This is a genomic window from Amycolatopsis regifaucium, from assembly GCF_001613935.1.
Lineage (GTDB): Bacteria > Actinomycetota > Actinomycetes > Mycobacteriales > Pseudonocardiaceae > Amycolatopsis > Amycolatopsis regifaucium.
This window is the reverse complement of the sequence record NZ_LQCI01000002.1, coordinates 269999-284443: the sequence shown is the minus strand read 5'-3', so window position 1 is coordinate 284443 and position 14445 is coordinate 269999. Positions and strand designations below refer to the sequence as shown.

Below are 14445 nucleotides of genomic sequence, written 5' to 3'. Positions count from 1 at the left end.
GGCATGTGCCGTCATCTCGCGTATCTCGGCGAGCCGCGTTCGCCCGCCGACGTGCTCTTCCACGCCTCTCATTCGCTGCTCGTGCAGTCCTACGCCCCGGCCGACATGCGGGGCGGCGGTTCGGTCAACGCGGACGGCTACGGTCTCGGCTGGTACGCCGAGGGCCCGGAGCCGCTGCGACTGCGCCGATCCGCTCCCTTGTGGACGGACGGGGACCTGCCCGCGCTGGCCGGGTCGGTGCGATCACACGCCTTCATGGCGGCGGTCCGCAACGGCACGACCGGGATGCCGGTGGTCGAGGCGGCCAACGCGCCGTTCACCGGCGGCCCGTTCCTCTTCAGCCACAACGGACTGGTCAAGGGCTGGCCGGAGTCGATGGCCGAACTGGCCGCGAAACTGCCGGTCACCCGGTTGCTGACGCTGGAAGCGACAACGGATTCGGTGCTGCTGTGGGCTTTGCTGCGTGAGCGGCTCGAAGCGGGTGAAGATGCGCTGGGGGCCGTCAGGTGGCTGACCACCGCTGTCGAGGAGACGGGGCCGGGTTCCCGGCTCAACCTCCTGTTGACCGACGGCAGGACGCTCATCGGCACGGCCTGGACGCATTCCCTGTCCTACCGGGACGTCGGCGGCGGTGTCGTCGTCGCTTCCGAACCGTGCGACGACGCCGCCGGATGGACCCCCGTTCCCGACCGTCACGCCGTCCGGGTCACCGGGGAAGGCGTGGAAGTCATCGCACTCGAAGAAAACACCACCCTCGAAGCCGATCGGAGCCCTGACGCACGATGACCGAACTGGACCTCGACGTACACCACAGCGAATCGGACCTCACCGAACAGCTGCGCGCGGACGTCCGTGCCGGCTTGGGGGCGGGTCAGAAGTGGTTGTCACCCAAGTGGTTCTACGACGCGCGCGGCAGCGAACTGTTCGAGAAGATCACCGCGCTGCCCGAGTACTACCCGACCCGCAGCGAACGGGAGGTACTCGCCGCGCGCGGCGGGGAGATCGCGGAAAGCACCGGCGCGCGCACCCTGGTCGAACTCGGTTCCGGGTCGAGTGAGAAGACCCGGCTCCTGCTCGACGCGCTCACGAGTCACGGCACCCTGAAGGAGTTCGTGCCGCTCGACGTCTCCGAAACCGCGCTCGCCGAAGCCGCGGAAGCCATCACGGCCGACTACCCGTCCCTCGACGTCCGCGGCGTGGTCGGGGACTTCACCCGGCATCTCGACCTGTTGCCGGGTGACCGGCCGCGGCTGGTGGTCTTCCTCGGTGGCACGATCGGCAACTTCCTGCCCGCCGACCGCGCCACCTTCCTGTGCTCGGTCCGCGAGGTGCTCGACGAAGGGGAGTGGTTCCTCCTCGGGACGGACCTGGTGAAGGACCGCGAAACGCTGGAAAAGGCCTACGACGACGCGGCCGGCGTGACCGCCGAGTTCAACCGCAACATGCTCCACGTGATCAACAACGGCCTCGGCGCGAACTTCGATCCGGCCGCGTTCGAGCACGTCTCGTATTGGGACGAGGAGAACGAATGGATCGAAATGCGCCTGCGCGCCCGTGAGTCCTTGACCGTCGACATCCCGGGTGCCGACCTGCGGGTGAAGTTCGCCGAAGGTGAATACGTGCGCACCGAAATCTCCGCGAAGTTCCGGCGGGAAGGAATCGCCGCCGAATTGGCCGAAGCCGGATTCGCGGTGGAGAAATGGTGGACGGACTCGGCATCGCGGTTCGGGGTGAGCCTGGCAAGATCGGTACGTGGCTAACCCTCTTACCTTCCTCGCTCGCGCGCTCGGCACGAAACCGTGGCTGATGAAGCTCGCGGGCGGGATCATCTGGGCGGACAAGAAACTCCACCGCCTGTTCAAGGGGAAGGTGAGCCTGGTCGCGCTGGCCGGGCTCCCTTCCCTGCGACTGACCACGACAGGCCGCAAAAGCGGGCTGCCTCGCGCCACCAACCTGTTGTACTTCCCGCACGGGGAGGACTTCGTGCTCGTTGGCTCCAATTGGGGGAGGCCGAACGATCCCGCGTGGACGCACAATCTGCGCGCGAACTCGCACGCGGTCGTGGCGCTGGCCGGTAAGGAGGTCCCGGTCAGGGCCAGGGAGCTGCTCGGCGACGAATACGACGCGATGTGGAAGCTCCTGCTGGAATTCTGGCCGGGCTACTCGATGGAGGAGCGCTCTGCTCACCGTGTGTTACCGATTTTCGCGTTGAAGACCACCACGCGGTAGATCCGTACCATCCTTTCGGACGGTGACTGGGTCACCCGCTTGTGCGAGGCTCGCTTGGTGTTACGCGCCGTGACGTCGGCGGCGCACCGTGCGATGTGGTCCGTCACGTCGCCAGCCGAGGGAGGAGTCGTTTTGCCGAGATCCACAAGGAGGCCGGTGCGCGGTTTCGCACTGGTAGGGGCGCTCGTGGCAGGCGCCGCGCTGACCGGGACGCCCGGAACCGCGATCGCCGCCCAGGACGCCGGTCCCTCCGCCGCCCAGGTCGGCGCGACGGCGCCGGTGAACTGGGGTGCGTGCACGGCGGACCAGATCCGCGGTGTTCCCGCCGACCAGGCGAAGTTCTACAGCTGCGCAAGGTATCGCGTGCCGATCGACCACGACAACGCGGCGCTCGGCACCATCGACATCGCGATGCTGAAGCGGGCCGCGAAGACTCCCGACAAGAAGGTCGGCTCACTGTTCCTCAACCCGGGTGGCCCCGGCGGCTCCGGGTTCCGGATGCCGATCGGCGCGGCGAACTACTTCCAGCCGCAGGTGCTGGACCGGTTCGACCTGATCGGGTTCGACCCGCGCGGCGTCGGTGCCAGCAACCCGCTCAAATGCTTCACCACGCAGGAAGACGCGGACGACGTCTTCGGCGCGCAGGTCCCCGTGCCGCTGTCGCGGCAGGAGATCTCGGGCACGCTCGCCGCGTACCGTGACTACGGCCGGTTCTGCAAGAACAACGCCGGTGCGCTGCTGAATCACATGTCCACCAAGGATGTGGTGCGTGACCTCGACAAGATGCGGGCCGCCGTCGGGGACCGGAAACTGACCTTCGTCGGCTTCTCGTACGGAACCCTGATCGGGTCGACGTACACGTCGATGTTCCCGAAGCAGAGCCGGGCGATCGTCATCGACGGCAACGTCGACCCGGCACTGCGCACCAGTGACGGCGTGCAGTACGACCGCGAGCGCGCTCGCGGGTTCGAGATCGCGCTGGACGCCTTCCTGCGCAAGTGCGCGCAGGTCGGGCCGAAGTGCTCGTTCAGCGCGGGCACGCCGCGGGAGAAGTTCGACGAGATCCGCGACTACCTGCGCCAGCGGCCGATCAAGCTGCCGGACGGCAGCAGCTACGACATCAACACGTTCACCGGCACGGTTTCCGGGGTGCTGTACTCGCCGACGTCGTTCCCGCCGCTGGCCGACGACCTGCAGGCGCTGTACAACGCCATCCACCCGCCGTCGGTGCAGACGCAGACGGCGCAGGCCGTCGAGCTGAAGGTGCTGCGGTCGGGCGTGAACGGGCGCGCGGACGCGAACCCGGACAGCCCGTACGTGGGCGATGACTCCTACTTCGCCGTGAACTGCTCGGACAAGAAGATCACGATCAAGCAGGAGAAGGTCCCCGAGATCGCCGCGAAGTGGGAGAAGGAATCGCCCACGTTCGGTCGCTATCAGGCCTTCGCGGACCTCGCGGGCTGCCCGGTGTGGCCGGCGAAGAAACCCGATGTCTACCGCGGTCCGTGGCAGGCCAAGACCGACACCCCGGTGCTGGTCGTGGGCAACTACTACGACCCGGCGACCCAGTATTCGTTCTCGAAGCGGATGGCCAACGAGCTGGGCAACGCCCGGCTGCTGTCGGTCGACGCCTTCGGGCACTGCATCCTGGGTGACTCGCTCGGGGTGGACAAGGTGACGGCCGACTACCTGATCGATCTGAAGGTTCCGGCCAACGGTCAGGTGTTCCAGCCGAACGTCCAGCCGTTCGAAACCACTGCCTGAGCCCAGGCGTCAGCACCGGAAGGTCTCCTTCCTTGCGGCTAGCGCAAGGAAGGAGACCTTCCGGTGCCTCCACCGGCCAGAGCCGAAGCGGCAGACTTCGAGGCTCGCGTAGGTGTCGTGATAACCTCCGAAGGTTGATCAACACCGTTCGAGTACGAAAGCGAGGTGAGCGGCACATGCCGGAAGACAGTTCTGGATCGACCGGAAACGGCCGCCGTTCACCCGGGTGCGCGGTGCGCTGACTTTCTCCGGTCTCCTTTCCCTGTCTGGCTTTGTGTGCGCACGCCGGAAAAGAGCCGGAATCATGAACACCTTCGAAATGCTGCTCAGGGTCGGCGCCGGCGTCGGACTGGGCGCGGTCATCGGCATCGAGCGCCAGTACCGCGCCCGGATGGCCGGTCTCCGCACGAACGCCCTCGTCGCCGTCGGCGCCACCCTCTTCGTTCTGTTGTCCGCCCACGGTTTCGGTGGACTGAACACCAGCGGGGACGCCGACCCGACGCGGGTGGCCGCCCAGATCGTCTCCGGTATCGGCTTCCTCGGCGCCGGGGTGATCCTGCGGGACGGGCTGAACGTGCGCGGCCTCAACACCGCCGCCACGCTGTGGTGCTCCGCGGCCGTCGGATCCCTTGCGGGAGCGGGACTTTACGTCGTCGCGCTCGCGGGGACCGTGGTGATCGTCGGGGTCAACGTGCTCCTGCGCCCGCTGGGCCGGGTGGTGGACCGCCGCCCGGACCACCGGGACGAGTACGCTGAGCGGGAAGAGCGCGAGGCGGCCTAGGCCCGCATTCAGTCCTCTGAATGCCCGGCCAGGAAACCCAGCACGATCCGGGAGAACTCGGCAGGCTTCTCCAGATTGATCATGTGCGCGACCCCGGGAACGACCAGTTTCCGGGCGTCGCGTGCTTCGCTTTCGATCTGGCGGGCGATGGCGAGAATGTCCGGGGAATCCAGCTCTCCCACCAAGGTCAGGGTGCGGGGGGTCAGCTCGCCGGTGCGCTCGATGGCCCGTAGCTCGTCCATCAGCGTGAAGCCGGTGAGCCCGTGCCGCACGATCGTCTGCGTGTACATCTCCTGACACAGCCGCCGGACCCGCTGATCGACGTCCCCGGGCGCGCGCCGGGCGCCGTCCACCCACATGCGCAGGACGCATTCGACGGCGGCCGGGAGATCGCCTTTGGCGCCGGCCTCTTCGAGCTTTTGGTTCTGTTCCAGGACAAAGGGATCTTTCGTCGTCATCGCGCTGAGGCCGGTGGCCACGAGGACGAGGTCGTCGACGAGGTCCGGATAGGTCAGCGCGAAATCGACGGCGATCCGCCCACCGCCGGACAAGCCGACCAGTGACGCGCAGGGGAGTCCCAGCGCGGCCATCAGTTCGCGGAGATCCTCGTAGTGCCTGAACCGTGCTGTCGGTGTGGACGACTCGCCGTGCCCGCGCGCGTCGTACCGGATGGCGGTGTGATGGCGTTCGAGCGCCGTCATCTCCGCGTCCCACATCCGGGAGTCGAGGATCCCGCCGTGCAGCAGGATCACCGGATCGCCGTCGCCTCGGATCTCGTACGCCAATTCGCCGTTTCCGACCTGAACTCTCCCCGTGGTCATACCGCACGGTACCGAAGAACGACGAAGGCCCCTTTCCCTCAAGTGCAGGGAAAGGGGCCTTCGTGTGCCGTGCTTACGCCTTCGTCATCTTCCGCAGGACGTACTGCAGGATGCCGCCGTTGCGGTAGTAGTCCGCCTCACCCGGGGTGTCGATGCGGACGTCCGCGTCGAACTCCACCTTGGTGCCGTCGGTCTTCGTCGCGGTGACGTGGACCGTACGCGGCGTCTCGCCCTCGTTCAGCTTGGTGATGCCCGAGATGTCGAACGTCTCGGTGCCGTCGAGGCCGAGGGACGCGGCCGACTCGCCCGCCGGGAACTGCAGCGGGATGACGCCCATGCCGATCAGGTTCGACCGGTGGATCCGCTCGAACGACTCGGTGATCACCGCGCGCACACCCAGCAGCGAAGTGCCCTTCGCCGCCCAGTCACGCGACGAACCGGAGCCGTATTCCTTGCCGCCGAGGACGACCAGCGGGATGCCCTGCGCCGCGTAGTTCTGCGCCGCGTCGTAGATGAACGCCTGCGGGGCGTCGTCCTGGGTGAAGTCGCGGGTGTAGCCGCCCTGCACGTCGTCCAGCAGCTGGTTGCGCAGCCGGATGTTCGCGAAGGTGCCGCGGATCATGACCTCGTGGTTACCGCGCCGCGAACCGTAGGAGTTGAAGTCCTTCTTCTCCACGCCGTGCTCGGTCAGGTACTGCGCGGCCGGGGTGCCCGGCTTGATCGCGCCGGCGGGGGAGATGTGGTCCGTCGTGACCGAGTCGCCCAGCTTCGCCAGCACGCGCGCGCCGGAGATGTCGGTGACCGGCGACGGCTCCGCCGTCATGCCCTCGAAGTACGGGGGCTTCCGGACGTAGGTGGACTCCGCGTCCCAGTCGAAGGTCTTGCCCTCGGGGGTCGGCAGGGACTTCCACCGCTCGCCGCCGTCGAAGACGTCGGCGTAGTCCTTGGTGAACATCTCCTGCGTGATCGCGTAGTCGATGGTCTCCTGGATCTCCTTGGCGGAGGGCCAGATGTCCTTCAGGAAGACGTCGTTGCCTTCGGTGTCCTGGCCGAGCGGCTGGTTCTCGAAGTCGAAGTCCATCGTGCCGGCGAGCGCGTAGGCGATGACCAGCGGCGGCGACGCGAGGTAGTTCATCTTCACGTCGGGGTTGATGCGGCCTTCGAAGTTCCGGTTGCCCGAGAGCACCGAAACCGCGGTGAGGTCGTTCTCCTGGATCGCCGCGGAGATCTCGTCCGACAGCGGTCCCGAGTTGCCGATGCAGGTGGTGCAGCCGTAGCCGACCAGGTGGTAGCCCAGCTTCTCCAGGTACGGCCAGAGACCGGCCTTGTCGTAGTAGTCGGTGACGACCTGCGAACCCGGCGCCATCGAGGTCTTGACCCACGGCTTGACCGCGAGGCCCTTGTCGACCGCGTTGCGCGCGAGCAGCGCCGCGCCGAGCATGACCGACGGGTTGGAGGTGTTGGTGCAGGAGGTGATCGAGGCGATCACCACGGCGCCGTGGTCGAGGACGAACTCGCCGCGGTCCGGCGTGCTGACCTTGACCGGGTTGGTCGGGCGGCCACTGTGGCCGTTCGCCGCCGACTGGACGTCGACCGAGCCCTCGTCCTTGAACGAGAGGGCGACCGGGTCACTGGCCGGGAAGGACTCCTCGACGGCTTCGTCGACGTTGGTGTGCGGGGCGTCCTGATCGCCGCCGACGTAGTCGTGGATCGACTTGCGGAACGCGGACTTCGCGTCGGTGAGCTCGATGCGGTCCTGCGGGCGCTTCGGGCCGGCGATCGACGGGACGACCGTCGAGAGGTCCAGCTCGATGTACTCGGAGTACTCCGGCTCGTGCGACGGGTCGTGCCAGAGGCCCTGCTCCTTGGCGTAGGCCTCGACGAGCGCGACCTGCTCTTCGGACCGGCCGGTGAGCTTGAGGTAACGGACGGTCTCCTCGTCGATCGGGAAGATCGCCGCCGTGGAGCCGAACTCGGGGCTCATGTTGCCGATGGTGGCGCGGTTGGCCAGCGGCACCGCGCCGACACTCTCGCCGTAGAACTCGACGAACTTGCTGACCACACCGTGCTTGCGCAGCATCTCGGTGATGGTGAGCACGACGTCGGTGGCGGTCACGCCGGTCGGGATCTCGCCGGTGAGCTTGAAGCCCACGACGCGCGGGATGAGCATGGAGACCGGCTGGCCCAGCATGGCCGCCTCGGCCTCGATGCCGCCGACGCCCCAGCCCAGCACGCCGAGACCGTTGACCATCGTGGTGTGCGAGTCGGTGCCGACACACGAGTCGGGGTAGGCCTGGCCGTTGCGGGACATGACGGTGCGCGCGAGGTGCTCGATGTTGACCTGGTGCACGATGCCGGTGCCCGGCGGGACGACCTTGAACTCGTCGAAGGCGCCCTGGCCCCAGCGGAGGAACTGGTAGCGCTCACGGTTGCGTTCGTACTCGATCTCGACGTTGCGCTCGAAGGCGTCGGCGCGGCCGAAGACGTCGATGATGACCGAGTGGTCGATCACCAGTTCGGCGGGGGCCAGCGGGTTCACCTTGTCCGGGTCGCCGCCGAGGTCGGTGACGGCTTCGCGCATGGTGGCGAGGTCCACGACGCAGGGCACGCCGGTGAAGTCCTGCATGATCACGCGGGCGGGGGTGAACTGGATCTCGATCGACGGGTCCGCCTTGGCGTCCCAGTTGCCGAGCGCGCGGATGTGGTCGGCGGTGATGTTCGCGCCGTCCTCGGTCCGCAGGAGGTTCTCGAGCAGGATCTTCAGGCTGTAGGGAAGGCGCTCGGAGCCCTCGACCTTGTTCAGGCGGAACACCTCGTAGGAGGCGTCGCCCACCTTCAGCGTGTCTTTCGCGCCGAAGCTGTCCTTGCTGGCGGGTGCGGTCACTTCTAACTCCAGTGGCGGGTCAGTTCGGTGAGTTCTCCAGGCCGTTCGGGCCGGCCGGGAGCGAGTCTTGCGCACCCCCACCGTAGGTCCGGACGCGGGATGGCACACCTCGTTCGTCCTTTAAAACAGTACGCCTGTCCTTTTTGAGTGGCAAGTCGCCACGCCGGTCATGAACGTCTCACCGGCCCGCGGCCGTTCGAGTGGCGAAACGTTCGTCTGTTCGTCCCCCGTTGAGGGGAAATGATGCCTACGGTGTGTAAGTTTCCGGTGGTGCTTGTGGTAATGCTGTGACAGCAGTGGCACAGTGAGCTCGTCGTTCAAGATCAGGAGGTGGGCGGATCGTGCGTGGTGAAACCGGGTCTCGGACCCGTGCCCGCCGTGGCGTGACCATCGGCGCCCTCGGGGTCGCCCTGTTGCTCGGGGTGACGGGCACGGGTCTGGCGGTGCCGCCGCCTCCGCCGAACCCCAGCGACTCCGAAATCGACTCGAGCAAGGCCGAGGCCAACGCCAAGGCGGGCGATGTCGGCAGGCTCACCAACCAGCTCGCGCAGGCCGAGTCGAAGCTCTCTCAGCTCAACGACGAAGTCGAGCTGAAGATGGAAGAGGCCAACAAGGCGAGGGTCGACGCGGAGACCGCGCAGGACGCCGCCGCGCAGGCCGACCGGGAGGCGCGGTCCGCGCGCACCGAGTCCGACGCCGCCCAGGCCGCCATCGACAACGCCCGCGCCGATCTCGACAAGTTCGCCGCCGCCAGTTTCCAGCAGGGCAGCACCGTCGGTTCGGTCTCGGCGTACCTCACCGCCGACAGCCCGAAGGAACTGCTCGGCCGCGCGCAGCTGCTCGACGCCGTCGGCGGCAGCAGGCTCAACGCGCTCGACACGATGAAGCGCGCGCAGACGGAGAAGGCCAACAAGGACGCGACGGCACGCAAGAAACTGGAGATCGCGCAGGAGCGCAAGCGCGAAGCCGAGGCGGCCAAACACGAGGCGGACAACGCCCAAAGCGCCGCCCAGCACGCGCAGGACACGCAGGCGACACAGAACGTTCTGCTCGAAGCCGACAAGGCGAACGTCGAGAAGCAGCTTTTCGAGGCGCAGCAGAAGGTCAACGGCCTGCAGGGCCAGCGCCAGCGCTACGAGGACTGGAAGGCGCAGAAGGCCCGCGAGGACGAGGAACGCGCCCGTCAGGCGGCTCTCGCCGCGTCCAAACCGAGCGAGGGGGGCGGCGGTCGCCCGTCGGGAAGGCCCGTCCAGCCGGCTCCCGCCGGGGCGAGTGTCGAAGCCGTCGTGCAGCGGGCGCTGTCGCAGCTCGGACTTCCGTACGCGTGGGGCGGCGGCAACACCTCCGGTCCGACCCGCGGTATCCGAGACGGTGGCACGGCGGACCGCTACGGCGACTACATGAAGACCGGCTTCGACTGCTCCGGGCTGATGATCTTCGCCTTCGCGGGGGTGCGGGCACTCCCGCACTACAGCGGGTACCAGTACGACGCGGGCCGGAAGGTGCCGCTCTCCCAGATGCGCCGCGGTGACATGCTCTTCTGGGGCGGCAGCGCGCGGGGTATCCACCACGTCGCCATGTACCTCGGGAACGGGCAGATGGTCGAGGCCCCGCAATCGGGCCTGCGGGTGCGGATCGCGCCGGTACGCTACGGCGGCATCATGCCGTACGCGACCCGCTTGATCGGCTAGTCGGTGACCTACGCGGGGATCGTGCTGGCGGGCGGCGCCGCGCGCCGCCTGTCCGGTGTGGACAAACCCGCGTTGCCCGTCGGCGGGAAACCCTTGATGGCGAGGGCCTTGGCCGCGCTCGCCGACGCCGACCCGGTGATCGTCGTCGGTCCGGAACGGCCGGGTTTCGGCGAGGTGCGGTGGACGCGCGAGGCTTCGCCCGGGGCGGGCCCGGTCGCCGCGCTGGCGGCGGGACTCGCCATGGTGCGCACGGAGATCGTCGTCGTACTGGCCGGCGACCTCGCCGGCGTCCGGAAGTCCACTGTGGATCGGCTGGTGGCCGCGCTCGGATCGGCGTCGGGGGCGGTCCTGGTCGATTCCTCGGGCGCGCGGCAATGGCTGCTCGGTGCCTGGCGCGCGGAGGCGGTGCGGTCGGCGTTGCCGGAACGGGTCGAGAACGCGTCGCTGCGGCGGACCCTCGGCGGGCTGGAGATCGTCGAAGTGCCGGAGGAGCCGGGGGAGAGCGACGACATCGACACGCCGGAAGACCTGGACCGGCTCTCTTAGCCGGGGTGGCCCCTTCACAGCCGTCATACCGGTGGTCCGGTTGGCTACCTTCACGCACGGCTGTGCCACCGACCACTACGGTCACATCCGGACGCAAGAACGCAAGCGGGGAACACAGGAGGCACGAGTGACCGAGCCCGGCTACGCCGACGGCGCGCAGCAGCAGCCCGGAACGCCGGCGCGGGACGCCCAGTTGCTGGAGCGGACCGTGTTCGAGGTCAAGCGGATCATCGTCGGCCAGGACAGGCTCGTCGAGCGGATGCTGGTCGGCCTGCTGGCCAAGGGCCACCTCCTGCTCGAAGGTGTCCCCGGCGTCGCGAAGACCCTCGCCGTCGAGACCTTCGCGCGAGTGGTCGGCGGCTCGTTCTCCCGCGTGCAGTTCACCCCGGACCTGGTCCCCGCCGACATCCTCGGTACCCGGATCTATCGGCAGGGCGCGGAGCGGTTCGACGTCGAGCTGGGCCCGGTCGTGGCGAACTTCGTGCTCGCCGACGAGATCAACCGCGCGCCGGCGAAGGTGCAGTCGGCGATGCTCGAGGTGATGGCGGAGCGGCACGTGTCGATCGGCGGCCAGACCTTCGAGATGCCCGACCCGTTCCTCGTGCTCGCCACGCAGAACCCGATCGAGAACGAGGGCGTGTACCCGCTGCCCGAGGCGCAGCGCGACCGGTTCCTGTTCAAGATCGTCGTCGAGTACCCGACCGCCGAGGAAGAGCGGGAGATCATCTACCGGATGGGGGTCACCCCGCCCACCCCGCAGGAGGTGCTCTCCCCGGGTGAGCTGGTCCGCCTGCAGGGCGTGGCCTCGCAGGTGTTCGTGCACCACGCGCTGGTCGACTACGTCGTCCGCCTCGTGCTCACCACCCGCACCCCGAACGACCACGGCCTCGCCGACGTCGCGGGCTGGGTGTCCTACGGTGCCTCGCCGCGTGCCAGCCTCGGCATCATCGCCGCCGCCCGCGCGCTCGCGCTGGTCCGCGGCCGGGACTACGTGCTGCCGCAGGACGTCGTCGACGTCGTCCCCGACGTGCTGCGGCACCGGCTCGTGCTGTCCTACGACGCGCTGGCCGACGGCGTCCCCATCGACCACATCATCACGCGGGTGCTGCAGACCGTGCCCTTGCCGCAGGTCTCGGCCCGTCCGCAGGGCGGCACCGGGCAGGGCGGCCCGGTTCCCGCGGGCGCACCGGTCAGGTAGGGAAGCGAGCGTGAAGAACGAGAAGGGCGAACGTCCTTCCTGGGCTCCGCCGGTACTCCGCGGGGAGCGGATGGAGGCGGGCCTGCGCACGCTCGAACTCGACGTGCGCCGCCGTCTCGACGGTCTGCTGCAGGGAAACCACCTCGGCCTGGTGCCGGGGCCCGGTTCGGAACCGGGGGAGGCCCGGCCGTATCAGCCCGGCGACGACGTCCGCCGGATGGACTGGGCGGTCACCGCGCGGACGACGAGTCCGCATATCCGGGAGACCGTCGCCGACCGTGAACTCGAGACGTGGCTGGTGGCGGACGTGTCCGCGAGCCTCGACTTCGGTACCGCGCTGTGCGAGAAGCGCGACCTGGTCGTCTGCGCGACGGCCGCGGTCGCCCATCTGACCGGCGGGGGCGGCAACCGGATCGGCGCGCTCGTCACGAACGGGGCGGGCAGCATCACGCGCATCCCGGCGCGCGGCGGTCTTCCGCACGCGCGGGGACTGGTCCGCAAGATCGCCGAAACCCCGCGTGCCGAGGTGGGGGTCCGCGGGGATCTCGCCGCGGCGCTGGAGAAACTGCGCCGTCCTCCGCGCCGTCGCGGGCTCGCCGTCGTGATCTCCGACTTCCTCGGTGACACGGAATGGCAGCGCCCGTTGCGCGCCCTCGGCGGGCACCACGACCTCATCGCCATCGAAGTCCTCGACCCGCGCGACATCGACCTGCCCGACGTGGGCACCGTCGTGCTGGCCGACCCGGAGACAGGGAAACAGCGCGAAGTGCACGCTTCGGCCTTGCTGCGCAAGGAATTCGGCGCCGCGGCGCACGCACACCGGCAGGAGGTCGCGGCCGCGCTGCGGCGGGCCGGTGCCGCGCATCTGGTGCTGCGCACCGATTCGGACTGGATCGCGGACATGGTCCGGTTCGTGGTGGCCCGCAAGCGCCGCTGGTCCGGTGGTGTCGCGTGAGCCTGACCGGATTCGCCTCCCCGTGGTGGTTCCTGCTGCTGCTGGCGGTCGTCGCGGTGGCCGTGGGCTACGTGCTCTCCCAGCGCGCGCGGCGCAAGCGCACCATGCGGTTCGCCAACCTGGAACTGCTGGACAAGATCGCGCCGAAGAGCCAAGGCTGGGTGCGGCACGTTCCCGCCATCCTGATCGTGCTGTCGCTGCTGGTGCTCACCGTCGCCCTCGCCGGGCCGACGGCGGAGCAGAAGGTGCCCCGCAACCGGGCCACGGTGATGCTGGTGATCGACACCTCGCTGTCGATGGAAGCGACCGACGTCGCCCCGACCCGGCTGAAAGCGGCCCAGGAGTCGGCGCGCTCGTTCGCGCAGAACATGACCCCAGGGGTGAACCTCGGGCTGATCTCGTTCGCGGGGACGGCGACCGTGCTGGTCGCCCCGACCACCGATCGCGGCGGTGTCGTGAAGGCGATCGACAACCTGAAGCTCGCGCAGTCGACGGCCACCGGTGAAGGGATCTTCGCCGCACTGCAGTCGATCGAGAGTTTCTCGGCGATCGTCGGCGGCGCGGAGGGCCCCCCGCCTGCCCGGATCGTCCTGATGAGTGACGGTAAGCAGACGGTCCCGGACGACCTGTACGCACCGCGAGGCGGCTACACGGCCGCGCAGGCGGCGAAGCAGGCGCAGGTGCCGATCTCGTCGATCTCGTTCGGCACCACGCACGGCTCGGTCGACATCGACGGCAAGCCGCAGGACGTGAAGGTCGACGACGAGTCACTGGAGGAGATCGCGCGGCTTTCGGGTGGCGACTTCTACAAGGCGGCCAGCGCGGACGAGCTGAAGCGCGTGTACAACGACCTCGGCGAGCAAATCGGGTACGAGCTGAAGGACGCCGACGCGAGCCGTCCTTGGGTCATCATCGGGACACTGGTGCTGATGATCGGCGCCGCCGCTTCGCTCTTCCTGGGGCAGCGATTGCCCTGATCCGGCTCCCAAGAGTGCTATGAAAGGTCCTTTCCTTGCAAATTCTGCAAGGAAAGGACCTTTCATAGCACTGGGGACAGGCGGTCAGGGAGTCGCGAAGCCGTTCTGCCGCCAAGCCTCGTAGACGCTGATCGCCGCGGTGTTGGACAGGTTCAGCGAACGGCTCGACGGCAGCATCGGCAGTCGCACGCGATCGGTGATCTGCGGCGCCCCTTGAATCTCAAGAGGCAGCCCGGCCGACTCCGGCCCGAACATCAGCACGTCTCCCGGCTCGTACGCGACGTCGGTGTGCAGCCGCGTCGCCGAAGCGCTGAACGCGTACACCCGTGCGGGGAGCAGCGCGGCCCACGCCGCGTCGAGGTCCGCGTGGACGTGGACGCGCGCGAGGTCGTGGTAGTCGAGTCCGGCACGCCGCAACTGCTTGTCCTCCAGCGTGAAACCGAGCGGCTCCACCAGGTGCAGTTCGCAGCCGGTGTTCGCGGTCAAGCGGATCGCGTTACCCGTGTTGGGCGGGATTTCCGGGCGGTAGAACAGGATGCGGAACACGAGGGTTGATCGTCTTTCGTTCACGGGCGCTTCGCCTGAGCGCGGCCGGGTGG

The 14445-nt window shown here is 68.4% G+C and carries 13 protein-coding genes; 10 read left to right on the top strand and 3 right to left on the bottom strand.

Annotated elements, in window-relative coordinates:
• Positions 1-3: 3 nt before the first annotated feature.
• From egtC to AVL48_RS02360, 5 genes are all read left to right on the top strand, one after another.
• The gene (gene egtC / locus AVL48_RS02380) at positions 4-786 is read left to right on the top strand and encodes an ergothioneine biosynthesis protein EgtC (RefSeq protein ID WP_061989502.1); all 783 of its coding nucleotides are present in this window, start codon (positions 4-6) and stop codon (positions 784-786) included.
• Positions 783-1760 (top strand): L-histidine N(alpha)-methyltransferase, encoded by a 978-nt coding sequence (gene egtD, locus AVL48_RS02375; RefSeq protein ID WP_061989501.1) that lies wholly within the window; start codon positions 783-785, stop codon positions 1758-1760. The genes egtC and egtD overlap by 4 nt, the downstream gene beginning before the upstream one ends.
• A 46-nt stretch (positions 1761-1806) precedes the next feature.
• The gene (locus tag AVL48_RS02370) at positions 1807-2229 is read left to right on the top strand and encodes a nitroreductase family deazaflavin-dependent oxidoreductase (RefSeq protein ID WP_061989499.1); all 423 of its coding nucleotides are present in this window, start codon (positions 1807-1809) and stop codon (positions 2227-2229) included.
• A 156-nt stretch (positions 2230-2385) separates the two neighbouring features.
• Positions 2386-3993 carry an alpha/beta hydrolase gene (locus tag AVL48_RS02365; RefSeq protein WP_061989497.1) on the top strand — a complete coding sequence of 536 codons (1608 nt, stop codon included), beginning with the start codon at positions 2386-2388 and terminating at the stop codon, positions 3991-3993.
• A 304-nt stretch (positions 3994-4297) separates the two neighbouring features.
• Positions 4298-4774, top strand: a complete 477-nt coding sequence (locus AVL48_RS02360) for an MgtC/SapB family protein (protein WP_061986653.1) — start codon at positions 4298-4300, stop codon at positions 4772-4774.
• An 8-nt stretch (positions 4775-4782) separates the two neighbouring features.
• On the opposite strand, the gene AVL48_RS02355 is transcribed toward AVL48_RS02360, so the two are convergent.
• Both AVL48_RS02355 and acnA read right to left on the bottom strand, forming a co-directional pair.
• Positions 4783-5595 carry an alpha/beta fold hydrolase gene (locus AVL48_RS02355; protein ID WP_061986651.1) on the bottom strand — a complete coding sequence of 271 codons (813 nt, stop codon included), beginning with the start codon at positions 5593-5595 and terminating at the stop codon, positions 4783-4785.
• 73 nt (positions 5596-5668) lie between these two features.
• Positions 5669-8479 (bottom strand): aconitate hydratase AcnA, encoded by a 2811-nt coding sequence (gene acnA, locus AVL48_RS02350; protein WP_061986649.1) that lies wholly within the window; start codon positions 8477-8479, stop codon positions 5669-5671.
• Between the two features lie 341 nt (positions 8480-8820).
• On the opposite strand from acnA, the gene AVL48_RS02345 reads away from it, so the two are divergent.
• From AVL48_RS02345 to AVL48_RS02325, 5 genes are all read left to right on the top strand, one after another.
• Entirely contained in the window at positions 8821-10170 is a 1350-nt protein-coding gene (locus AVL48_RS02345) for a C40 family peptidase (RefSeq protein WP_061986647.1), read from the top strand.
• Between the two features lie 3 nt (positions 10171-10173).
• Positions 10174-10716: a molybdenum cofactor guanylyltransferase gene (mobA, locus tag AVL48_RS02340; RefSeq protein WP_061986645.1), complete on the top strand. Its 543-nt coding sequence runs from the start codon at positions 10174-10176 to the stop codon at positions 10714-10716.
• Between the two features lie 127 nt (positions 10717-10843).
• Positions 10844-11914: an AAA family ATPase gene (locus AVL48_RS02335; protein ID WP_061986643.1), complete on the top strand. Its 1071-nt coding sequence runs from the start codon at positions 10844-10846 to the stop codon at positions 11912-11914.
• A 70-nt stretch (positions 11915-11984) separates the two neighbouring features.
• Positions 11985-12869: a DUF58 domain-containing protein gene (locus AVL48_RS02330; RefSeq protein WP_236725471.1), complete on the top strand. Its 885-nt coding sequence runs from the start codon at positions 11985-11987 to the stop codon at positions 12867-12869.
• Complete coding sequence (locus tag AVL48_RS02325; RefSeq protein ID WP_037305076.1) at positions 12866-13846, top strand: VWA domain-containing protein; 981 nt, start codon at positions 12866-12868, stop codon at positions 13844-13846. Before AVL48_RS02330 ends, AVL48_RS02325 begins: the two co-directional genes overlap by 4 nt.
• Before the next feature lie 84 nt (positions 13847-13930).
• On the opposite strand, the gene AVL48_RS02320 is transcribed toward AVL48_RS02325, so the two are convergent.
• The gene (locus AVL48_RS02320) at positions 13931-14392 is read right to left on the bottom strand and encodes a tRNA (cytidine(34)-2'-O)-methyltransferase (RefSeq protein WP_061986641.1); all 462 of its coding nucleotides are present in this window, start codon (positions 14390-14392) and stop codon (positions 13931-13933) included.
• Between the last annotated feature and the right edge of the window lie 53 nt (positions 14393-14445).